General features: G+C 52.8%; 21 protein-coding genes. 8 read left to right on the top strand and 13 right to left on the bottom strand.

The genetic code is table 11. The annotated features are described in order from the left end of the window. The first annotated feature begins 14 nt into the window (after nucleotides 1–14). The 4 genes from Q8O77_RS17640 to Q8O77_RS17625 all read left to right on the top strand — a co-directional run bounded on the left by Q8O77_RS17640 (nucleotide 15) and on the right by Q8O77_RS17625 (nucleotide 5428). Nucleotides 15–2744 carry a discoidin domain-containing protein gene (locus tag Q8O77_RS17640; RefSeq protein WP_305556390.1) on the top strand — a complete coding sequence of 910 codons (2730 nt, stop codon included), beginning with the start codon at nucleotides 15–17 and terminating at the stop codon, nucleotides 2742–2744. Between the two features lie 69 nt (nucleotides 2745–2813). Beyond that, nucleotides 2814–3695 carry a BadF/BadG/BcrA/BcrD ATPase family protein gene (locus Q8O77_RS17635; RefSeq protein ID WP_305556388.1) on the top strand — a complete coding sequence of 294 codons (882 nt, stop codon included), beginning with the start codon at nucleotides 2814–2816 and terminating at the stop codon, nucleotides 3693–3695. A gap of 1 nt (nucleotide 3696) precedes the next feature. Continuing rightward, nucleotides 3697–4449 carry a copper homeostasis protein CutC gene (locus Q8O77_RS17630; RefSeq protein ID WP_305556386.1) on the top strand — a complete coding sequence of 251 codons (753 nt, stop codon included), beginning with the start codon at nucleotides 3697–3699 and terminating at the stop codon, nucleotides 4447–4449. Continuing rightward, entirely contained in the window at nucleotides 4442–5428 is a 987-nt protein-coding gene (locus Q8O77_RS17625; RefSeq protein WP_305556383.1) for an isoaspartyl peptidase/L-asparaginase family protein, read from the top strand. The genes Q8O77_RS17630 and Q8O77_RS17625 overlap by 8 nt, the downstream gene beginning before the upstream one ends. Here the strand turns inward: Q8O77_RS17625 and Q8O77_RS17620 are convergent. Then, a complete protein-coding gene (locus Q8O77_RS17620) occupies nucleotides 5417–6862 on the bottom strand; it encodes a PLP-dependent aminotransferase family protein (protein ID WP_305556380.1) in 1446 nt (481 codons plus the stop codon). The genes Q8O77_RS17625 and Q8O77_RS17620 overlap by 12 nt on opposite strands. 87 nt (nucleotides 6863–6949) lie before the next feature. On the opposite strand from Q8O77_RS17620, the gene Q8O77_RS17615 reads away from it, so the two are divergent. Together Q8O77_RS17615 and Q8O77_RS17610 are read left to right on the top strand one after the other, a co-directional pair. Beyond that, nucleotides 6950–7348 (top strand): GNAT family N-acetyltransferase, encoded by a 399-nt coding sequence (locus tag Q8O77_RS17615; protein WP_305556377.1) that lies wholly within the window; start codon nucleotides 6950–6952, stop codon nucleotides 7346–7348. Between the two features lie 13 nt (nucleotides 7349–7361). Then, a complete protein-coding gene (locus Q8O77_RS17610; protein WP_305556375.1) occupies nucleotides 7362–7949 on the top strand; it encodes an FMN-binding negative transcriptional regulator in 588 nt (195 codons plus the stop codon). 43 nt (nucleotides 7950–7992) lie between these two features. Here Q8O77_RS17610 and Q8O77_RS17605 read toward each other — a convergent pair whose 3' ends face one another. From Q8O77_RS17605 to Q8O77_RS17570, 8 genes are all read right to left on the bottom strand, one after another. Beyond that, complete coding sequence (locus Q8O77_RS17605; RefSeq protein ID WP_305556373.1) at nucleotides 7993–8517, bottom strand: DUF6795 domain-containing protein; 525 nt, start codon at nucleotides 8515–8517, stop codon at nucleotides 7993–7995. A 52-nt stretch (nucleotides 8518–8569) separates the two neighbouring features. Further along, nucleotides 8570–9739, bottom strand: coding sequence for a lipase family protein (locus Q8O77_RS17600; RefSeq protein WP_305556371.1), 1170 nt, complete (start codon nucleotides 9737–9739; stop codon nucleotides 8570–8572). A gap of 2 nt (nucleotides 9740–9741) precedes the next feature. Continuing rightward, nucleotides 9742–10302 (bottom strand): DUF6795 domain-containing protein, encoded by a 561-nt coding sequence (locus tag Q8O77_RS17595; protein ID WP_305556368.1) that lies wholly within the window; start codon nucleotides 10300–10302, stop codon nucleotides 9742–9744. A 137-nt stretch (nucleotides 10303–10439) separates the two neighbouring features. Beyond that, the gene (locus Q8O77_RS17590) at nucleotides 10440–11306 is read right to left on the bottom strand and encodes a D-amino acid aminotransferase (protein WP_305556365.1); all 867 of its coding nucleotides are present in this window, start codon (nucleotides 11304–11306) and stop codon (nucleotides 10440–10442) included. A 143-nt stretch (nucleotides 11307–11449) separates the two neighbouring features. Then, nucleotides 11450–12304: a DUF4392 domain-containing protein gene (locus tag Q8O77_RS17585; protein WP_305556363.1), complete on the bottom strand. Its 855-nt coding sequence runs from the start codon at nucleotides 12302–12304 to the stop codon at nucleotides 11450–11452. Further along, nucleotides 12305–13246, bottom strand: coding sequence for a biotin-dependent carboxyltransferase family protein (locus Q8O77_RS17580; protein WP_305556361.1), 942 nt, complete (start codon nucleotides 13244–13246; stop codon nucleotides 12305–12307). Further along, nucleotides 13243–13977, bottom strand: coding sequence for a 5-oxoprolinase subunit PxpB (pxpB, locus tag Q8O77_RS17575; protein WP_305556359.1), 735 nt, complete (start codon nucleotides 13975–13977; stop codon nucleotides 13243–13245). The genes Q8O77_RS17580 and pxpB overlap by 4 nt, the downstream gene beginning before the upstream one ends. Next, nucleotides 13974–14699 (bottom strand): 5-oxoprolinase subunit PxpA, encoded by a 726-nt coding sequence (locus Q8O77_RS17570; protein WP_305556357.1) that lies wholly within the window; start codon nucleotides 14697–14699, stop codon nucleotides 13974–13976. The genes pxpB and Q8O77_RS17570 overlap by 4 nt, the downstream gene beginning before the upstream one ends. Before the next feature lie 295 nt (nucleotides 14700–14994). On the opposite strand from Q8O77_RS17570, the gene Q8O77_RS17565 reads away from it, so the two are divergent. After that, complete coding sequence (locus tag Q8O77_RS17565; RefSeq protein ID WP_305556354.1) at nucleotides 14995–16851, top strand: beta-propeller domain-containing protein; 1857 nt, start codon at nucleotides 14995–14997, stop codon at nucleotides 16849–16851. A gap of 66 nt (nucleotides 16852–16917) precedes the next feature. On the opposite strand, the gene zapE is transcribed toward Q8O77_RS17565, so the two are convergent. Further along, entirely contained in the window at nucleotides 16918–18042 is a 1125-nt protein-coding gene (gene zapE / locus Q8O77_RS17560; RefSeq protein ID WP_305556351.1) for a cell division protein ZapE, read from the bottom strand. Between the two features lie 156 nt (nucleotides 18043–18198). Between zapE and Q8O77_RS17555 the strand changes: the two genes are divergently transcribed. Then, nucleotides 18199–18618 carry a GFA family protein gene (locus tag Q8O77_RS17555; protein ID WP_305556348.1) on the top strand — a complete coding sequence of 140 codons (420 nt, stop codon included), beginning with the start codon at nucleotides 18199–18201 and terminating at the stop codon, nucleotides 18616–18618. A gap of 24 nt (nucleotides 18619–18642) precedes the next feature. On the opposite strand, the gene Q8O77_RS17550 is transcribed toward Q8O77_RS17555, so the two are convergent. The 3 genes from Q8O77_RS17550 to Q8O77_RS17540 all read right to left on the bottom strand — a co-directional run bounded on the left by Q8O77_RS17550 (nucleotide 18643) and on the right by Q8O77_RS17540 (nucleotide 22493). Further along, entirely contained in the window at nucleotides 18643–19548 is a 906-nt protein-coding gene (locus Q8O77_RS17550) for a LysR family transcriptional regulator (protein WP_305556346.1), read from the bottom strand. A 65-nt stretch (nucleotides 19549–19613) separates the two neighbouring features. Beyond that, nucleotides 19614–21011, bottom strand: coding sequence for an alpha/beta hydrolase (locus tag Q8O77_RS17545; RefSeq protein ID WP_305556343.1), 1398 nt, complete (start codon nucleotides 21009–21011; stop codon nucleotides 19614–19616). A gap of 78 nt (nucleotides 21012–21089) precedes the next feature. Further along, entirely contained in the window at nucleotides 21090–22493 is a 1404-nt protein-coding gene (locus Q8O77_RS17540; protein ID WP_305556342.1) for an alpha/beta hydrolase, read from the bottom strand. Between the last annotated feature and the right edge of the window lie 306 nt (nucleotides 22494–22799).

The raw sequence follows: 22799 nt of genomic DNA, 5'->3' as shown, positions 1-22799 counted from the left end.
AGGCAGAATAGATTATGAAAACATTACCACAACGTCAGCTGCTGTGTGCCATGGCAGCGGCATTAGCCGTGTTAACCGGCTGCGATGGCGGCAAAGACCCGGATGTAAATAACGCACCAACACCGGTGTCAACTTCAGCAGAGCTAAACGCGAGCGCAGTAAAAGGTATTTTAACCGGCGCCGTTGTTAGTGTCAGTGCATTAAACGGCACTGCAGTAACGGCTACGTCAGCGCAAACCGACAGCAGCGGTATGGCTGCTACCACTTTGACATCAGCGCCGGGCTATGCCTTTAGTGCCGTGCACAAGCTAACGGTAACTACCACCGCCGACAGCAGCATGCTGTGCGATCTTAGCCTGTGTGGCGCAACAGCTTTAGGTGCTGCAGTGAACGCAGACGCGCTGGGCACTGTAGCACTGAGTAACCTGTTCTGGTTAAAAGTGCCGCTGGGTGCTACAGCTGATGGTGCTGCGGATGCGACTGTGCAGGTTAATGCACTGACCACCTTTGCCAGCCAATTGCTGGAAGCGGCGATAGCCGGTGGCCGTAATGTGTCGGCACTGGCTACGCTGGAGCCGGCGCAACTGGAATATTCGGCGCAGCTGCTGCGCATTCTCGGCGTTGATATGCCGGCAATCAACCTGATGCAGCAGCCGCTGCACAGCGCCGATAACGCAGCAAACTTTGCCCAAAGCAGCAGCCAGCTGATCCGCTTGTCCTTTGTTAATGCTGCCTTTGCCCACATTGGCGCCGAGGCAACCCTGGCCGACACTTTCGCCGCCGCAGCTGCGCAAGTTGCCTTGGCGGCAGAGGGTGATGAGGCGGCTGCTACAGCACTGCGCCAGCAATTGCTTGATGCGCTGCAGGGCCATCCGGTACTGGCAGAATTGGGGTTAGCGGCAGATAGCATTATTGATCTGGAGCTGCCGCTGGTAGTGGCTGAAAACAGCAGCGGACCGATTCGTGAATACACCACAGCAGCCTATCTGGCCGGTGCGCAAATCAGCTACCGCGGTGCTATTAGTGACAGCGAAAGTGGTGACCAGGCCTTTGATGGCAGCTTGGAGACTAAATGGCTGGATAATAGCGCGGTGCCAAGCGCAGAAGCGCCGGCCTGGCTAATGCTGCAGTATGCCGGGCCGCAAGCTATCAGTGTGCTGTCGATTACCAGCGCTAACGATGCGCCGGATCGCGACCCGGAAAACTTTAACCTGCAGGCTTCCAACGATGGCGAAAGCTGGTTTACGCTGGGGCAGTGGGCCGGTATCAGCTTTGAGCAGCGCTTTACGGCGCAGGATTTTGCCTTTAATAACAGCTTACCGTATAGCTATTACCGGCTGAATATCACCAAAAATAAAGGCGATACTAACCTGATGCAGCTGGCCGAAGTGCAGCTGTTTGGCCCGGTATATCCCGATCAGATCCAGCAAGGCGGCAGTATCAGTGCCAGCGGCGCCATTGGCGATGCCGAAAGCGCTGAGATGGCGTTTGACGGCTTGTTAACAACAAAATGGCTGGACAATACTGCCGTGCCAAGCACAGAGCAGCCGTCCTGGGTGCAAGTGCAGTTTAGCGAAGCCAAAGCGGTTAGTAACATCGCCATTAGCAGCGCCAATGATGCGCCGGAGCGCGACCCGGAAAACTTTAACCTGCAGGCCTCTAACGATGGCATTAACTGGCTGACACTGGGCGAGTGGGCCGGTGAGAGTTTTGACAGCCGCGGTCAGCGCCGTTTATTCAGCACTGGCAATAGTCTGGCGTACCTGTATTACCGGCTGAATATCATAAAGAACAAAGGTGATAACAGCCTGATGCAAATTGCTGAAATTGAGCTTATCGGGCCTGCAGTGCCGGCGCTGAATCATGCGTTAACCGCCACAGCAGTAACCTCCAGCGGTGCTATCAGTGACGCCGAAGCGGCTGATTATGCCTTTGACGGCGACAGCCAGACTAAGTGGCTGGATAACACCGCAGTGCCAACAGCCGAAGCACCGGCCTGGGCCAGTGTGGCGCTGGCAGAGCCACAAGCGGTGAATATGCTGGCGCTGGTCAGTGCCAATGATGCGCCGGAGCGCGATCCGGAAAACTTCAGCCTGCTGGCATCGAATGATGGCGAATCCTGGCTAACGCTGGGCCAATGGGCCGGTATCAGTTTTAGCGAGCGCGCTGAGCGGCAAAGCTTTGCCGTCGCCAATGCATTGGGTTACAGCCATTACCGGCTGGATATCACTAAAAACAAAGGTGATAGCGCCTTAATGCAGGTGGCCGAAATTGAGCTGATTGGCCCGCAGGTACAGGCGCTGGATCACAGTGATAATGCCGCAGCCCAGGTGACTGAGCGTGCTGCTATCAGTGATGCTGAAGCGGGCACTATGGCGTTTGATAATGACCCGGCCAGCAAGTGGCTGGATAACGGCGGTGTACCGTCGCCGGAAGCGCCATCCTGGCTGGAAATCAGCTTGCCGGAAGCGGTGATCGTGAATACCTTTGCACTAACCAGTGCTAACGATGCGCCGGAGCGTGACCCGGAGAACTTCCGCCTGCTTGGCTCAAACGATGGCGAAAGCTGGCAAGTGTTGGGAGACTGGGCAGGTGAAAGCTTTGCCACACGCGCTGAGCGGCGCAGCTTCGGTCTGTTAAACGGTCGCAGCTTCAGTTACTACCGCATTGAGATCAGCAAAAACAAAGCTGATAACAGTTTAATGCAGGTGGCAGAATTTGAGCTGATTGGCCCGGTGCTTTAAGCTGCAATATGGTTGGCATTAAAAGGCGCGGCTAAGGCTGCGCCTTTTCTGATAAAGGTAGTTTGCACGATGTTAACTGGAAGCTCAGCGTTGTTTGCCGGCATTGATGCCGGCGGCAGCCATTGCCGGGTACGGCTGGGAGATGAAAGCGGCACTCTGCTGGGCGAAGGCCACGCCGGCGCGGCCAATCTGGGCCTGGGCTGGCCACAGGTTGAGGCCAATGTTTGGCAGGCCTTAAATGCCGCTTTGCAACAGGCCGGGCTGGACAGCAGTGCTTATAAGCGTTTGCATGTTGGCGCCGGTTTTGCCGGTGCCCATCTGGCGGGGTTAAAAGCCACAGCGCTAAAGTGGCAGCACCCTTTTGCCAGCTGGCATGTCACCACCGACTTACACGCTGCCTGTTACGGCGCCCATGGCGGTGAGGCGGGCAGTGTGATTATTCTGGGCACCGGCTTTAGTGCTATTGCACTGACTGAGCACAGTGAAACTCTGCTCGGCGGTTATGGTTTTCCCATTAATGCCGTATGCAGTGGCGCTGGCTTAGGCTTACAGGCGGTGCAGGCCGCATTGCTGGCACTGGATGGCTTGGCGCCGGCAACACTGCTCAGTACCTTGCTACAACAGCACTTTAACGCTGGCGCTGCACTAATGGCTGAGCAATTACTGCAGGCGACACCGCAGCAGTACGCTGAGCTGGCGCCGCTGGTGTTTCAGGCGGCAGACAGCGACGATGCGGTGGCTACTGATATGTTGCAACAGGCACTGGCTTTTATTGCGCAGCTCAGTAGCCAGCTACCGTCCGGCCGTTGTTGTCTGCTCGGTGGCGTGGGGCAGCGCTTACTAACTTACCTGCCGCCAACATTGCGTAGCCGCTTTAGTGCGCCACTGGCTGCGGCAACGGTGGGTGCTATTTATTATGCCCGCCGCCAATTGGCGCAGGAAGCTGAGTAAGATGGCGCAAATTGAAATTTGTCTTGATAGCGACAGCCGTTACCTGACGCAAAATATCCGCACCGTTTGTGCCGCCGGTATTGACAGCATTGAGCTGTGCAGCCAGATGGCGCAGCAGGGCTTGTCGGTCAGTGCTGAGGCGTTACGCCAGGCCCGCGCAGCCTGTAATTCAGCTACGCAGCTGCGGGTGATGCTCAGGCCCAGAGCCGGTAATTTTGTCTATTCGGTTACAGAGCAACAGCAAATGCAGACGCAGTTACGGCAGGCAGCACAATTGGGCGCTGATGGCATAGTGGTCGGGGCGTTAACGGCAGATGCACAGCCGGATCTGGCGTTTTTAACCTTGTTGCTGCAACAGTGCCGGCAACTGGGCCTGGCTTGTACTTTCCATCGCGCTTTTGATGCCTGCGCCAGCCCGGCTGCTGCGGTAGAGCAACTGCTGGCATTAGGCGTACAGCGGCTGCTAAGCAATGGTACGCCCTGGCAGCAACAGCAAGGCATAACGCAGGGCATAGGCCGGCTGGCGGCACTACAGCAGTATATTGTCGGGCGGCTGGTACTGGTGGCCGGCGGCGGGGTTACACTGGCTAATTTGCCACAGCTACAGCAAACACTTCACGATAATCCGCAGCTGTGCTGGCATTTGCACTCGGCGGTGTTAACAGAGGGTAAGGTAGATGGCGCTAAGCTTGAGCAACTACAACAGTGTCTGACAACGCAGGCAAACAAATACCGGGGAGAGCCGCATGCTTAAACGCCGTCATTTTTTAAAACTCAGCGCTATGCTTGGCGCCGGTGCCACAGCATCCGCCTTATTACCGGGCTGTGCGGCGGTGGCTGCACCAGTGCGCAAACCTGTGGTGATCAGCACCTGGGATTTTGGCCTGCAGGCAAACAAGGTGGCGTTTAATTTACTGCAGCAGGGCAAGCGTGCTGTCGATGCCGTACAGCAGGGCGTAATGCTGACCGAGGCCGACCCGACCGAGCGCAGTGTTGGTTATGGCGGCCGGCCGGATCGCGATGGCAAGGTTACGCTGGACGCCTGCATTATGGATGAATTTGCCAATATCGGTGCTGTGGCGGCGCTGCAGCAGATTAAACATCCGGTGGCGGTGGCACGGGCGGTGATGGAGCAGACACCGCATGTGATGCTGGTGGGCCAGGGCGCACTCGAATTTGCGCTGGCGCAGGGCTTTGTCGCGGAGAATTTACTCACGGCAGAGTCAGAGCAGGAATGGCGGCAATGGTTAAAAGATGCTAATTACCGGCCAGTCGTTAATATCGAAAATCATGACACTATAGGTATGCTGGCGCTGGACAGCCATGGCAACTTAGCAGGAGCCTGCACCACCAGTGGCATGGCGTTTAAACTGCACGGCCGGGTCGGTGATTCGCCGATTATCGGCGCCGGGCTGTATGTCGATAACGAAGTGGGCGCGGCTACTGCGACCGGCCATGGCGAAGAGGTGATCCGCGTAACGGGCTCTTTTCTGGTAGTAGAGCTGATGCGTCAGGGCTACAGCCCGCAACAAGCCTGCGAGCAGGCGGTGCAGCGGATTTACCATAAGTTGCAACTGCGCAACGGCAATATTGCCGACACGCAAATTGGCTTTATTGCGCTGAATAAACAAGGTGAATATGGCAGCTATTGCCTGCAACCGGGCTTTAACTTTGCCGTGCAGCAGCCAGGCGACAGCCAATTGTATGCCGCGGCAGCGTTGCTAAACCGGTAAAACCGCCTGTGCCAGAGCCTGCCGACATAAGACTATCAGCTGCTGCAGGGCTGTGGCCAGCTCCGGCTGGCTGCTATTGGCAATACCCAGCACCAGACCATAGCGGTGCTCGCCGCTAAACATATAGCGGCTTAGTGGTTGTACTTTAAACTGTTGCTGCGCCAGTTGCTGTTGCAGCGCGGTTTCATCTACTGCATGTGGAAATTCCAGCACTAAATGCAGCCCGGCGTCTTTGGCATGCAAACGACACTGCGGCAGCTGTTGTTGCAACAGTTGAATGGCAAGCTGCTTATTTTGCTGATAATGGCGGCGCATTTTACGCAAATGGCGGCCAAAATGGCCTTCACTGATAAAGTCGGCCAGTGCGGCTTGTGTAAGCAGTGGTACATCGCCATGCACGGCCTGCACTATGGCGGCCGCCTGGCGGATCACCTGCTTCGGCGCCACCAGATAACCCAGCCGTAGGCCGGGAAATAAGGTTTTACTAAAAGATCCGACAAACAACACGCCTTCGCCGCCGGCCAATCCTTGCAAGCTGGCAATTGGCCGGTGGCGGTACTGATATTCGCTGTCGTAGTCATCTTCTACCAGCCAGACACCGTGTTGCCGTGCCCAGTCCAGCAGCGCCAGCCGGTTGGGCAGCGGCATAATGCCGCCCAGCGGGTACTGATGGCCCGGGGTTAAAAATAACGCTTTTGCCGCGATGCTATCCGGCAGTTGTGCCAGCGCTAACCCCTGTTCAGTGCCAGCCGCGATATGCTGCACATCCAGCTCACATAACTGCAGGGCCTGCTTTAAGCGCGGGTAACCGGGAGACTCCATTAATACTTGTTGTCCGGCGCGGGCCACCAGTTTTGCGGCAACAAACAGTGCCTGCTGGGCGCCGGCGGTGATCAATATTGTCTGTTCATCACACACTACCTGACGTGCCTGGCGCAGGTACTGCACCAATGCCTGACGCAGCGGCAAATAGCCCAGCGGATCAGCAAAGCCGCTTAACGCTGTGCGCTGACAATGCCGCTGCAACATGCGCTGCCAGATAGCATAAGGAAACTGCTGCAACGCCGACACGCCGGGTTGCAGTAAGCCGGTTACCGTACCGGTTTTATCCGGCAGTGCATACTGCTGCGTAGCCAGTTCCGGTTGTGCGCTGATACCGGCGGCTTCACTGTGAAAGTAGTGCTCCGGCAACACAGCCACCCGATAACCCTTGCCCGGTAAGCCTTCGATATAACCTTCTGCCACCAATTGCTGCAGCACCTGATTCACCGTATTTCGGCTCAGGCGTAAATCGGCAGCCAGCACCCGGCCGGAAGGCAATAAAGCACCGCCAGGCCAGCGGCCGGTTAGCAATTGTTGCTGTAACAACAGATACAGTTGCCGGCGCAAGCTGCTTTTACCACTAAGTTGCAAACCATCGGTAACTAAGCGCAACTGGATCCCCTACTTTGTTAAAACCGGTACTTTTTATAGTGCCAGTTTAGCCGCTATGCTAACGGCAACACAAGAAGGAGGCAGCTAATGACGGTAGTGTATCAACAAGAAAGCAGTTTTGATTTGGACGAAATGCTGGCGCTGTATCGCGCATCCGGCATTAACCGGCCAACGGAAGATAGCGCGCGTATGGCCATTATGCTGGCAAGTAGCAACTTACTGCTTACGGCAAGATTGGATGGCAAGTTAGTCGGGTTGGCGCGCTGCTTAACTGACAAAGCCTATGTGGTGTATATCTGTGATTTGTTAGTCGATAAAGCCCGGCAGCAACAGGGTATCGGCAAGGCGCTACTGGCCGCGGTGCAGCAGGCTACCGGGCCACAGGTGCAACAATTACTGCGCAGTGCACCGTCTGCGATGCAGTATTATCCGGCAGTGGGTTTTACCGCGATAGACAATGCTTTTTATATTCAGCGCCAGTATTGATAAGGAGCCAGCAGTGTATCCACCGCCGTATTATCACAGCAATGACAGCGCGCAATTGCAGGCGTTTTTGCAACAGCATTATTTTGGTTTACTGCTAAGCACTAACGGCAGTTTAAGCTATACACCCTTGCCGTTTTTATTTGACTGGCAAAGCCCGGGCGGCAAGACGTATTGCCATCTGGCATGCAATAACCCGCAGCTTAAGCAACTGGACGGGGCCGAAGTGCTCATCGTTATTCAGGGACCGCACGCCTTTGTGCCGGCCAGCTGCTATCAGCAGCAACCCGCTGTATCCACCTGGAACTACGCGCTGGTTGAGCTAAAAGGCACTGCCCGGCTGTTGGATAACGAACAAACGCTGGCCCTGGTAAGACAGCAGGAAGCACATAGTGCGCCTGGCATGACACAGGCGGCGGACTACCAGCAAAAGTTGGTGCAGGCGATAGTGGGGGTAGAGATTAACCTGAGCAGCGTAACCGGCCGTTTTAAATTGTCACAAAATAAAGCAGCGGCAGAGCAGCAGGCGGTAATAACTTATTTGCAGCAAACCGAACAGCCGGCTACGGTATGGCAGATGATGCAGAATGCTGGAGCAAGTTAGCGAATCTGACCGATCCCGCTCAAAAGTTGCGATAAATTTGCTTTTAATCTGGCCAGCGGCAAATGCTAAATGTGCTATGCGGGAAGTCAGGCTTTTCTATATTAGGGAATGTATGCTCCAGCTCTTCATCACTAAGCTCGCAGTTGAGTGCAGCTAAGCGCTGCACTATAGCTTGCTGTGGCTCGATACTGGATGTATTCAGATACCAAAGCACGAAAGTTTTACCATGATAAACCAACGATATAACTTGCCTGATTTTAGATTGATCTAATTTATTTGCAGGCTGGCGCGACTTGATATTCTTCTCAGCAAAATAAAACTGGCCCTGCTCATCGGTGGTCGCTTCTTCGTTGTAAGCATTGTCATAGTCTAATTCGCGAAACACTTTTATTCCTGCTAAAGGCTTACCATCCACAGTGACAGTACCTTGCACTGCAGGAGATAAATGCACATCGTATTTATTGAACCAGCTAAACATATTTGCTCTAACTTCTAAGGAGTATAGAAGGACTGATATTACAGACAGGCACACTAAAAACTGCGACGTTTTGTTGAAATGTTTTTTCATTTCTGGCCGGTTGAACAGGCCCGGATGTCGACGACTACCGGGCCTGGGCGGTTTACATAACGCTGTCAATGGCTTCACGGGCGGTGCGGTATAGCGCCCCTAAGGTGACATCAAATACCCAGCGGATAAACTTAAATGATAACTCGGCGACAGTGGAAACTGCCTGGCGGGCAAACACTAACATGTGGCCAAGCAAGCCCTTGGTTTGCTCTGCCAGCTTGGTTGATGCTTTAGCCACGGCTTCCAGAGTTCGGGCGAGCATATCGTAGAACGTTAAACTGGTACCAATTGCGGCTTGTGCCATCACTGCAGTGTAATAGCCGGCATCTTTTAATAGTGTAATTAAACCAGCGCTGATTTTTTCAGCCCAATAGTTTGAGAAAGAAGCTTGGTGACGGCTATCGTATTTTAGCCGCACCGTCGCCAGATTCAGCGATGATCTCCGTTGAAGGCTGCGCCAGCTGCCACTGTTGGCTGTATTCAAATAGCCTGGAGTTGCGGCTTCAGCCATTTTATGTGCGGCAAAGCTGATACCTTGGCCCGGCGCCAGTAAAACTTCTTCGCCCTGATAAGGTGCGTGCACAAAAGGCCACAATGGCACCATTGGTACAGGGTCGGCAGCATGGGTGCAGCGGAAAATACGATCGATGTTGTTTGAGGTTTTCAGGGCAAAACCATCAAGCCCGACACGCGGGGCGCCAAAGGTGTATAAAAATACTTTATTTTTATAGCGTCGCTTTACCCAATCTGCTGTGATATGGGCTAAGGCGCCACCTAAGCTGTGGCCAACGCAATGTACGGTGCCGGTTGAGCTACGCGCCAGCAGTGGGGTCAGCGTGCTTTCCAATGCCGGCTTCATGCTTTGGAAGGTTTTATTAAAGCCCGCATGGATCAAAGAGTTATTATCGCCGCCGGTTAAACCGATATGCGCATCAGTAATACCATCACTTAAGCTGGCGGTGCCGCGAATAGCTACTACATGGTCGCCATCGTATTGGCTTTTACCTTTACCGATCATCGCAAATCCGGTCGAGCGATTCAGCATTCTTGCCAAAATACTACCAGATACGCCTCGTACAGGCCCGTTGGATAAATCGAAACTGAAAGCGTTTCTTATTTCTGGTGCGGCATCTACATCATAGCTGCCGGAAGAACCCGGCGTTTTAATTTCGTAAGCTAAAGCTGCTAGCTTCACTGCCATTGAAGGGGTAAGTGTAGGCACGATTACTTCCTCTCTTGTCCAATAATGTGAGTTTCTGTTTCAAATGTACAAATCCCCGAAACTACATGAGGATGAGCAGGATGTTCCTGGTTTTCCAGGTCATAAATCATGTCTGGGTTTGACAAGTCGCAGCGCAGGCCATTTAGCAAACTGTTTATCGTCTTTGCCGGCTCTGTGGTGCGATTAGTAAAGCGCCACAAGATATGGCGTTTACCGTTATGATCCAAAAATAATACCTGACGGGTAAAGGTTTCGAGCAGGCTTCCGGGCCGGCTTGAGCGGATGTTTTTCTCGTCAAAAGAAAAATTCCCCTGGCTATCGGTTAAGGCATGATCAAGATATTCTTTGTCATATGTCAGCTCGCGGAACACTTTGATGTTAGCGACAGGGTTGCCGTTAAAGCTAATTTTACCCTGTACTGCAGGTGATAAATGCACATCGTATTTTTTAAACCAGCTAAACATATCTGCCATAACCTGTTGTGAGAAAACAATAAATCCCAGAAAACTCAGCGCTGCGGCCAACAGCAGCAATGGCTTTCGCCTGAACATAAAAGTATGCATGCGGGGCTCTGCTGAAATGAGGTTGCTAAAAGATATATAAATAATGCAATTTTGTAAATTAATTATTTGTGAAAATGGCGTGAAAAGCAGCAGGAAGATGGCGCTGCCGGTGATGGCCGCGCCGGAAAAACAATAGCTTAATAGTCGAACTTGTGTTCGCTAAACAGTTGTTGCACGGCCAGCCAAACATCACCCACTTCGCCGTTGCCAACCGGTTTGTCGTTAACATACAGCACCGGAGCAATTTCTTTGCTGGAGCTGGTAAGCCAAATTTCATCGGCGGCCAATACTTCGGCTTCGCTGATATCGCGTTCTTGCACTTTAATGCTGCTGTGTTTGGCCAGTATCGCCAGCAGCAGCTGCCGCGTTATGCCGGGTAGCAGTTTGTGGCTTAGTGCCGGCGTGGCAATAATGCCATCTTTCACGATAAATACGTTTACCGCTGCGCCTTCGGTTAAGTTACCGTCTTTATCAAACAGCAGTATTTCCTGTGCGCCCTGGCTGTAGCTTTGCTGGTAATGCAGCACATTGCCCAGCAGTGAGGTGGATTTAATATGGCAGCGCTGCCAGCGTAAATCCTGGCCGGTAACCACGGCATAAGTAGTAGCTTTGGCTTTATCGGCTACCGGCTCGGGCGGGATGGCAAAGGCAAAACCAAATACAGTAGGCGTGATATTGGCCGGGAAAGCATGACCACGCTTGGTATCGGTGCCGCGGCTGACCTGAAAATACACGCCGAGGTTATCACCCAACTCAGCCCGGTTATCAGCCAGTAGCTTATCGGCAATCTGCAGCCAGTCGGCCTGGCTTAGTTTCGGGTCAATGGACAGCTGCGCTAAGCCGCTGTGCATGCGGTCGATATGCGGGCCAAAGCCAACAAAGCGGCCACCATAGCTTGGGATCACCTCGTAGATGCCGTCGCCAAATAAAAAGCCACGATCCATCGGTGATATCTTGGCCTCGCTGGCCGGTACAAAGGCGCCGTTTAAATATACTGTTGTCATAGCATTTCTCTCATTAAAGCTACTCAGATGTATGTTGAGCGGAATCGATATGCTCTAAACCAACCGTTGACGGCATGGATGCCGGAATCGAGCCTGCAGGGACGTATTTACGGCGTGTTGGTGTGGGCATATCGGTTCTGCGATTAGTCAGCACCTTGCAACACAGTGCACAAATCTTTAATTAGTTGCTCGCCTTCAGTATGCGCCAAGCCATCTTCGGTCAGCGTATTGAGCCGGGTCACGCCATCTACGCTGCCTTTGGCCGATAAATACTGCAAAATTGTCAGCGGTTCAGCACCTGCCAGCAGGTTTTCGCCGCGTAATACCGACACCATGGCAGCTAAACCCCAGGCGGCCCAGTTTGATACATCGGCAACAATCAGCTCGTCGCATTCGGTGACCGCCGGGGTAATATTCAGCGCACTAACCTGCTGATACAAATTCCCCATACCAATTTCATTGCCACCATCGCCAATGCCAATGGTGGGGCAGGCCGCTTGGGTTAAAAAGTAGTCAAAGCTGGCGCAGCGCTCAGAAATATCTTCGCCGCGCATATTGGCGTAACGCTGCTGCGCATTAAAGCCGGGCCGTTCAATTGAAATCACCAGTTGTGGCTTAAGTTCAGCCAGGGCCGCACTGGCAATCGCTGGCAGGGCGTCATACTGGTTTACGCTAATTTGATAGCACTGGTAGTCGGCGCTAAGCGCACTGTACAGCGGATTGCCGCAGACGATAATGGGCTTAGCGCCAAGTCGCTGCAGCAACTGATAGAGGCCAATGGCGCCCACCGGGCCGTCGGTTTCAAAGGTATTCAGCACCGGAAAGCCGGTACCGATTAATACCGTGCCGCGGCACTGATTTATCAACCGCGCCGCGCGCAGCACATAGCCAGGGCGTAAATGCGGCTTAAGGCTTGCCATACCGCGCAGGTTTTGCCGCACCAATAACTGCTCTATCTGCTGGCTGATAGCCAGATAATCTTGCTGCTGTGCAGTCATTTACAGGCTCACCAGTTGGCTGCTTAGCGCAGCAGTGCGTACTTTGGCCAAACACAGCGCATTGTGCGCTTGCTCGGGGCTTATCGGCGTAAAATATACTTCGGTACCTGCGGCCGCCTGGGCCAGCAAGGCGCAGTCCAAAGACAGCACTGAACCGACTTTCGGGTAGCCGCCCAGCGTTTGCCGGTCGTTTAACAACACTATCGGCTGGCCATCCGGTGGAATTTGTACTGCGCCATAGCAGATGCCTTCGGATAACAGCTGTGTTTGCTGGCAGCTTATCGCAGTACCGGCCAGTTTATAGCCCATGCGATCAGCCTGCGGTGTTACTTTGTAACTGTTCAGGTAAAAGCGCTGGCGCTCTGTACTGAGAAAGCTGGCTGCCTGATAACCCTCTACCAGGCGCAGCGTCAGGGTGCGGTTAAATTGCGGCCGGTAAGGCGCCGGCAATTGCAGCCTTGGCAGCTGGTTTACCGTAGCGGCTGTTAAATTGTCGCCGGGTTGCAGTTTATTGCCATTTAAACCACCAATGCCTTCGCGTAGCACGGTGGCGCTGCTGCCAAATTGTGGCGTTATGTTAAAGCCACCGGCCACCGCCAAGTAAGCCCGCAGGCCTTTGCTTACCATACCCAGCTCTATTACATCGCCTTGCTGCACTTTATGCGCTGTCCAAAGCTCAGCCGGTTTGCCGTTAATGCTTAGTGGCAAGGTAGCACCGGTAACGGCAATATAGCTGTTGCTGTTGGCGCGCAGTTGCAAGCCGCCAACACTGCATTCTATTAAACTGGCATTGTGGCTGTTACTCAACAAGCGGTTGGCCCAGCCAGCAGAAGCCGCATCCATAGGCCCGCCAGTGGTTAAGCCCAGGGCGCTCTGGCCAAAGCGGCCGCTGTCCTGCAATAAACTCAGTACACCCGGGGCGATAACGCTAAAACCGCTCATGACTTTTTCCCCGAAGGCTCAAGCTCTGGCAGTTCACCACCTAAACGGAAAAATTCGGCTTTATCTATCGCAACAAAACGCACTTCATCGCCTACGGCTACCGGCATCACAGGTTCGGCGGCGGGGTTAAACATCCGCGTTGGGCACAGGCCAATCAGATTCCAGCCACCAGGCGATGCTGCCGGGTATATCGCGGTTTGCCGGTCGGCAATGGCGACAGCGCCGCGAGGCACTTTGGCACGCGGCGTGGCTAAACGAGGCATTTGCAGCAGCGGGTCTACTTCACCTAAATAAGCAAACCCCGGGGCAAAGCCAATGGCATAAACGCGGTAACTAACGGCCTGATGGCGCTTAATCACTTCGTCTATGCTGATATCTTTTGTTTCGGCGATCAGTGCTAAATCCGGCCCGCTTTCCGCGCTGTAATACACCGGTAGCTCTACCAACTTGCCGCTGTGGCTGTTGCCGCTTTGCAATTGTTGCAGACAGTGTTGTAACTGAGCCTGCACGCGGTAATGGTCGGTGCTAAGCGGGTTAAACAAAATAAGCACTGAGGCATAGGACGGCAGCAGGTCAATCACATCGTCGGCCAGCTCAGCACGGATCAGTGCACAAGCCTGCTGTACTAAAGCAGAAATGGCCGGGTCGATGCGCTGGTCAAAATACAGCATCAGCGCGTTTTCACCGGCGATTGTCAGTTGGTATTGTGGCTGACTTATGCCCGTACTCATTTTAACAGAGCCCGGATCTGCTGCACCTGAGCAATAGCGGCCTGATTATCACCATGCACGCACAGCGTATCGGCACTAAGGGCTAATTGTTTGCCGGATGCGGTGGTAACTGTGCCTTGTTTAACCAGCTGGGCTACTTGTGCCAGCATTTCAGCGCCATGCAACACTGCGCCACTCTGGCTGCGCGGTGTTAAGGTGCCTTCGTCGGTGTAACGCCGGTCGGCAAAGGCTTCAAATATCAGCTCTACGCTTTGCGCCTTGGCCTGCGCGGCAAACTCCTGCTGCCGGGCGGTGGCTAAAATCATCAGTTTTAGTGGCTTATAGAACCCTGCCACCGCATCCAGTACCGCGGCGAACACTGCCGGTTTACTCATCATATCGTTGTACAGCGCGCCATGCGGTTTAACATAGCTCAGTGACAGGCCAGCACTTAACGCCATACCATCCAGCGCGGCGATTTGATAGCGCATACAGTTAACAATTTCACTGTGCGACAGCGCCATACTGCGCCGGCCAAAGCCTTGTAAATCGGGGTAGGATGGGTGGGCGCCAACAACAACGCCATGTTGTTTTGCCAATGCTAAGGTGCGCGCCATCACATCGGCATCGCCGGCATGAAAGCCGCAAGCGATATTGGCCATATCAATATGTGGCATCACCTCAACGTCCAGCCCCATCTGCCAGCTGCCGAAGCTTTCGCCTAAGTCGCAATTCAGTTTCATGTCAGTACCGCCACTGCATAAATAATTTATTCATGTTGCTTGCTTGTTTAGTAATAGTCTAGTCGGATGCGACCAAATGCTGTACTGAAAAGTTGTCATAACATAACAAGCTGAGCAGGGCTAAATAGCATTTCAAGCTTTTAAAGCGCCATATTTCAGTACTCTTAACTTACCGGACGCGCCGCTATGTGGCGGCAATAACATCTTTACACAGTTAATCGCAAATTAAGACATAGTTTGATTCACCTTTTCGTTACATTGATGCGTAAATTAAATACTAAAAGGGAAGATAACAATGAGAGCAGTAAGCTTAATTGCCGCCAGTGTTTTGCTGGCCGCTTGTGGTGGCAGTTCAGACAACAATGAAAGCCAGCTGTGGCAGGTATCCGCGGCCTCAGTCAGCGAAGCGACGTTAACTCAGGTAAGCGGCCAGCAACTGGAGCGCTATCTGAAATACGGCTTATATGCCAGGGCCGATATGCGCCATCTTGATGGCGCTGTGCCGGTACCTGCCGATCCCGGCAGCTCGGGCACCAATTTGGTGACGCAGGGGGTTGATGAGGCCGACCGCGTAAAATTCGCCAACCAGACGTTGTATGTCAGTGGCATTGATGCAGACACTGATACGCCCTATGTTAAGCGCTGGCAGCGCCATGCTGATGGCAGCCTGACTGCGCTGGACGCTGTTACATTGGCACCACAGATGCGCCAGGTGCTGGGATTGTATGCCACAGACGAGCAACTGACCGTGCTGGGCGATGACCGCTATGACAATGTGGGTATTGCTTTATCGCCACCGGAGTGGGGGGCTGCTAACGGTAATATCAGCGTGCAGTTGTTTGAACAAGGCAACAGTGTGTATCAGTTGCAGTTTGACGGTGATTTAATTAACAGCCGCCGCACAGCTGATGCGGTATGGTTGGTATCGCGTTATCAGCCGGAAGTAGCCGGATACCAGAGCTTTGCCGGTAGCGTTGCCGCTAACGAAAGCAATATGCAGGTACTGGAAAATGCTGAGCTGAGCGATTTACTGCCAAAGCGCCGGTTAAATGGCAGCATTCCCGAGCCGTTAATTGCCTCGCAGCAGTGTTATTTGCCCTCTGATGTGCAAAGTAACGAAGGCAGCGACCGCATGGTAGTGCTGACCCGTATCGCAACTGCTGCACCTTATCAGACTGAAAGCAGCTGTATTTTGGCATCAGTAGCTGGCTTATATATGTCAGCTGAGCATCTGTATTTACATGGCAGCGTCAATTATGAAAGCCACTCGCGCACCGTGCTGCACAAATTCAGCCTGGATGATTCTGCAGTGGGGTATCAGGCCACAGGCGCTGTTGATGGTTATATCGGTGGCAGCCAGCGTGCCTTTATGCTGTATGAGCAACAACAATACCTGATGTTACTCACATCAGATCGGGCTGACGCAGACCTGCTACACCGCTTTTGGGTGCTGGAACAGGATGGCACTGAGCTGAAAACGGTAGCGCAGTTACCTGATGCACAGCAACCGGACCAGGTTATCGGTAAACCGGGCGAAGATATTTATGCTGTCCGTTTTGCAGGTGACCGTGTCTATGTGGTGACCTTTGAGCGCACCGACCCATTGTATACGCTGGATATTAGTGATCCGCTGCAACCTGCCATTATCGGTGAGCTGGAAATTCCCGGCTACTCAGCTTATTTACACAGCATCAGCGATAATTTGCTCTGGGGTTTAGGCCAGCAAATAGACACCAATGAACAGGGCGCTCCGGTGTGGAATAGCGTAGGCGCGAAAATTGCCTTGTTTGACGTCAGCGCTGACGACGCGGTGGTGCAGGATGAGTTGGTATTTGCTGAGCAATATTCGCCGCTGGAGTATCAGCACCACAGTTTGGCCAGTGTACAGCTGGGCGATGTTACCCGGCTGGCCTTGCCGCTTAGCCGTTACTCTGCTGAGCACGGCGAGCAGGTGAGTTTATTAACGCTGGAAGTCACCAGTAACGGCACTATGCAAAAAACCGGCGAGTTAACGCCGCAGTATAGTGGTTACTTTGGTAGTTGGGGCGCACGGTCGGTATTGGTAAATGATGATATTTACTTTGTATTGGGCGATTCGGTGTATCACAGCCAATGGCAGCAGCCGGAGCAGGTAGTAGCAGAGTATCATTAAACAAAAGCGTTAAAGTTACCGGCCGCTACAGCGGCCGGCTTGTTATCTGCCAGCGGATACAGCCTGTCAGACAGCGCTGTGGCCTAATACCCGGTTTTGCATTTCATGCAGCCGCGAGCTGCAGCGGGCAAAAGCGAACGCCAGTTGTTTGGCCTGGTACAGTTCGCTAACCGGCACGTCGGCGCTTAGCAATAACAAGGTGTCTCTGTCGTAGCATTCGTCTACCAGGGCGATAAAACGGCGCGCTTCGTTATCCAGTTTGCTCACGTAGTATTCCTTGTGTTCACGCTGATAACTGTCTTCAATGCCATGCACTATCGGCTTGTCGGCCAGGTAACTGAATTGCGGCACACCGTGCACGGCAATAGCGGCGTATTGATCACACAGTGCCATATAGTCCAATTGGCTGCGTGGTCCGGCGCACAGGGCGTCAAAGTGAAAACCAATCAGCCGGTGGTTATGCCACAGCGCCGGTATAGTGCGGTTTAGTAAGTTAATGGCCGGTAAGGGTGTTAATTCGCCGCTTAGCTGTGCAGCCTTTTGCTGTAACGTTGCCAGGTTGGCACCCTGCAGATAATAGGGCCAGCTTTGCTGCTGCCGCAGGCGGTAGTCTTCGCCGCTGTCGAGGGTGACTACCTCGCAATATTGCTGCAGCAAGGCGATAGTAGGTAAGAAGCGCTGCCGTTGCAGGCCGTTCGCGTAGAGCTGCTCCGGCAAGGCATTGGAGGTGGTCACCAATACTACCCCAGCGTTAAACAGGTGGCGCCATAGCGTACCGAGTAACATAGAATCGCCGATATCGTTAACAAAAAACTCGTCAAAACACAGTACCCGGTAGCGTGCTGCCCACTGGGCGGCAATATGCTGCAGCGGCTCTGGCCGGCCGCTAAGCTGGTGCAGCTCGCGGTGAATACGCGCCATAAAATGATGAAAGTGCAGGCGGATTTTCTGCGGTGTTTGCAGTTGCTGGTAAAACAGATCCATCAGCAGGGTTTTACCACGGCCCACCGGGCCCTGAATATATAAGCCACGCAGCGGCTGCTGTCCGGCGCTTAACTGCTGTGCCAACAGCGTCAGGCGTTGCAGCAGCTGATACTGGTTTTCGTCATAACGCAGGGCTGCAGTGGCAACCTGCTGTTGGTAGTGGGTAAGTGGCATTACAGCCTCTGTTTGCCGGTTAGCCGGACGCATAGGGTGCGCAATTATTACGTTAAGGTCCAGCGCTGTATGCGAATAAAGTATGGCGCGGGCGAACAAAGTGGTGCTGTGCTACAGTTTTTAGCATTAACTCTGTAACGTTAACCCTATAGCATTAATCAGTCAGCATTAGCTAAACAGGAGAATAACATGTCAGTTCAGCGTAACGGCCGTTGTCTGTGCGGCAAAGTGGGGATCAGTGTGGCGGCAGCTGCAGATAAAGTCGGCGCCTGTCATTGTGACATGTGCCGGCGTTGGGGCGGAGGGCCGCTGTTGGCGATTGACTGCGGTAGTGACGTTAAGTTTAGCGGCGAGCAGCATGTGCGCGCTTTTCGCTCGTCAGATTGGGCTTCGCGTGGCTTTTGTGCCGAATGCGGTACGCATTTGTTTTACCGCTTAAGCCAAAACGGCCAATATATTATGCCGGTAGGTTTATTTGATAACGCTGACGACCTGGTGTTCGACCATCAGGTGTGTATCGACAGCAAGCCGGCGTACTACAGCTTTGCCGAATACACCCATAATATGACCTGCGATGAAATGTTTGCCGCCTTTGCTCCACCACAATAGTGGCCGGCAGCTAAAACTATGTGTTTAATCCGCTGCAGATAACATAGCGCCGCTGCTTTTGGCCAGCGTAATAAAGGTTTGAATATGCTTATTCAGCCGCTCTTGTTTACGGTAACCGACATAAATATGTTTATGAATACCGCTGTCACCTAAGCGGATCAGATGAATGGGCAGGCTGTTGGCATACTCCAGTGCCAACCATTTCGGCATCGCAGCCACACCGCGGTTAGCTGCCACCATTTGCAGAATAATGTCGGTGGCTTCCAGCGTTTTATGGTGTTTGGGCATGCACTGCGCCGGCAGTAAAAACTGCTGAAAAATATCCAGCCGCGCCGTTTCTACCGGGTAGGTTAGCAGCACCTGATCGCTTAGCTGCGCCGGGGTTATTTGCTTTAAGCCACTCAGTTTACTGTGTTGGCTTACCACCAGCACCAGCTCGTATGGAAACACCGGCTCAAACACTATGCGCTCTTTGTTGATTGGGTCCGGGGTTATCAGTAAATCGATATCGTAGTTAAACAGCGCTGCCATGCCGCCAAATTGAAAACGCTGTTTTACGTCGATATCTACCCCTGGCGATTGCGCCAAAAACGGCTGCACCACTTTTAACAGCCACTGGTAACAAGGATGACATTCCATGCCTACGCCCAGGCTACCCTTTTCGTTACCAGCAAACTGGCGCAGTGTGTCGTCGATGCGCTCAAACTGCGGCAGCAAGCGGTTGGCTTGCTCCAGCAGGTAACTGCCGGCTTCGGTCAGGCGGATTTGCCGGCCGTCTTTTAACCACAGGCTGGTGCCGGCCTGTTGCTCCAGCTTTTTAATGCTGTGGCTCAGTGCCGACTGCGTCAGGTTTAAGCTGCTTGCGGCTGCGGTTAACGAGCCCTGACGGTCAATTTCGCGCAAAATACTCAGGTGGATTTTTTCAATCACACTGCTACCTATGAGTTAAATTCATTTATATGTGAAAATACACTGTTTCTAATCATATGTGTAGCTTACGGGTGACGGGCCATAAAGTCGCGTATGGCTTGCACAAAGGCTTTTGATGCCGGTTCACGGCCCAGCAGTAAATGGCCGTTGCTTTCCAGGCCAACAAACTCGGCATTGGGAATAGCTGCGGCAATATCGCGGCCTACGCTTATTGGTATGCGCTGGTCGCCCATGGCATGAATCACTAACGTAGGCACCTTTACTTGCGCCAGGCGGTGGCGTACGTCGATATCAGCAAACACCGACAAAAATCTTACTGCGTTTTCGGCAGAGGTGGTTAAGCGCTGAAAATCGTTAAACCAGTTGAACTCTGCTTCGTTGGCATCCGGCATAAAGGTGGAAGAAAATATCTGCCGGTACGCCGGATTATCCGTGCCCCAGCCTACGGCTGTTAGTGTCATCACCGCTTCGCGCTCTTTGGTTAAGGCCTCTGTGGCACCAATACGCCAGCCGGCGGCGTAACCGCCAAATAAAATAAGCTGCGACACTTTTTCCGGATAACGGATGGCGTATTCGATAGATACCGCAGCACCTTGTGATATACCCAGCAGCGCAAATTTATCCAGCTTATTAGCGCCTACCACGGTTTCCAGGTCGGTTACAAAGGCACTGAAGGAAATATCTGCCACGTCCCAGTCTGATAAACCATTGCCGCGCTCATCGTAGCGGACAAAATGATGATCTGCCGCCAAATCGCGAAATAGCGGGCTCCAGATCGGTGCATCCCAATCATGCTCTAAATGGCTAAGCCAATTAGCCGCTTTAACAATGGTAGGGCCTTTGCCTACTGAGGCATAAGCAATGCGGGCTCCATCTTGTGCGGTGCAAAACTGTATCTTTTGCCTTGCAAGAAGCTCGCGGCTGCCGGGTGCCTCTGTGGTATGCAGTTTATCCGGGCTGCTGAGCGTAGCATGTGAGGCTATACGAGCCTGCAGCTTGCCGGTTAGTTGCTGCAGTTCATTACGCTCTGCAGTTAACCAGTCTTGAAACAGGCTTTGGCCTGGTAAATCCAGACCCTGCAAAAAAGGTTGCTGGCTTTGTTGCAGCAGTCTTTCAAGTTCAGCCACAGATAAATCGCTTTGCTGACTTTTAGCTATCAGCTGCTGCAGGTCAATGCTGATGTCGCTGCTAACCAGAGATACCCGTTCGCGGTCTGCCTGCAGCCGTTCTGTGCCGGCGTCATTCACCAGCGGCCGGATCTTACTTAACGACCAGCGCAATGCGCCCTTAGGGTCATCCGGAATTTCCCAGAATACTTCACATAACCTGTCGCGGCGGTGTGGCCGGGCAGTAAGTGCCAGATACGCCAGCAGGGCGCGGCTGCGTTTCGAGGCCGGCATTGCTATTACCATGCCATTGCGGCGTAATTCCAGTTTACCCAGCATGTTAATCGCTATAGCCATTTGCACCCTCCCTGATTATCCGTTTGCTATTTTAGCTGGCTACGCTTAAGCGGCAAGCCTCTTTACATAACACTCCGCTTAATGGCGGGCGATAAAATCCTGCACTATATCAACAAATTGCTGTGCTGATGGCTCGCGCTCCAGCAACAAGTGCGATGTACTGTCCAGGCCAATAAATTCGGCACCTGGAATCGTTGCAGCAATTTCACGACCTGATTGCGCCGGAACTGCTTCATCGCCCAGTGAATGAATAACCAGCGTAGGTACCTTTACCTGCGCCAGTTGGGGGCGTACATCCCAATCAGCAAAGGCCGACATTAATGCTGCCGCATTTTTTGCGTTGGCGGCCAGCAGCAAATATTCGTTAAACCAGTCTAACTCTTGCTGGCTGGCACTTGGCACAAAGGTCATGGAGAAAAATTGCCGGAACGCCATATTTTCCTGCTCCCAACCTGTTTCGGCCAGCGCAATGATGGCTTGCATTTTTTCCCGTAGCTGAGGGTCGCCGTCAGCACACCAGCCGGCAGCATAGCCGTTAAACAGAATCAAATGTGATACCCGCTCAGGATGGCGTACCGCATAGTCTATGCATAGTGCCACGCTATTTGATATACCGAGTAACGCGAACTTACTCAGATTATTTGCCTCGACAACGGTTGCCAAATCTTGCCGCAAATCATCCACGCTTACACCGGATATATTGTGTTCTGACATGCCACTGCCGCGCTCATCATAACGGATAAACTGATAGTTAGCGGCGAGCTGGTGAAAAATACGCCCCCATAGCGGCGCATGCCAATCGTATTGCAGATGGTTTAACAAGGCGGGAGGTTTTAGCACCGGCAATCCCCGGCCTGTTGATACATAGGCAATTTTTACGCCGTCGTCGCCGGCACAATAACGGATATCTGCTTGATATTGCAGTTGTAACGCCTGCCGTGGCCTGGCAGGCAAGGGAGCCGTTTTTGCTGCGTCAGTTACACTGCACTTCGCCGAAGCTACAATTTGGCTCAGCAGCTTGCTGCGCAGCTGTATCAGTTGTTGCCGCTGTGCAATTAGCCAATGTTGAAAGTCCGGGTGGTTATGCAAATCCAGGCCATCCAGCAGCGGCATGGCTAATTGCTCTGCCAATGCTGTCAGCTCGCTGGCATTGTTATGTTGCCGGGCGGCGCGGGCTAAAAGATTAATCACATCGATATCAAGTTCTGCTTTATTGATGCTGACATGGTCTTTGTCGGTCACCAGATGTTCGGTATGGTTGTTCAGCACGGCTCTGAGTTTACTTAACGACCAGCGCAAGGCACCGCGCGCGTCCTTAGTATCAGACCAAAACAGGTTACATAAATAGTCGCGTCGTTGTGCGCGGTTACTCAACAGCAGATAAACCAGCAAAGCACGGGTTAATTTTGACGAGGGTAGCCGGATAAGCTGGTTATTATGGCAAACCTGCAGTTCACCCAGCATTTTTATTGAAATTTGCACAACACTTCACCTGAAAGTTTTAACTGAATATTGCCTAATCTTATGCTGTCTATACTGGTCTAACCCATGTTCTGCAGGTTGTTGTGAAATGCTGCTCTTATTTGTAGGCAGTTTTTTACATTAGGTTTTAATAAAATACTTATGCGTTTATGCGGCATAATTATCTTGTTTCCATTTTGATCTGGAAATTGTGCAACGGGAATACTTTAAAATCAACAATTCAAATTGAAACTGCATTAACAACTAAAAAATACCACGCCTCAAATGTGAAAATTCCACGCTTATTACCATGTTAACTACTACGGT

It is taken from the genome of Rheinheimera sp., assembly GCF_030690345.1.
In the GTDB taxonomy this organism is placed as follows: Bacteria; Pseudomonadota; Gammaproteobacteria; order Enterobacterales; family Alteromonadaceae; genus Alishewanella.
The sequence above is the reverse complement of the archived record's forward strand: the minus strand, read 5'-3'. Positions and strand labels throughout refer to the sequence as shown.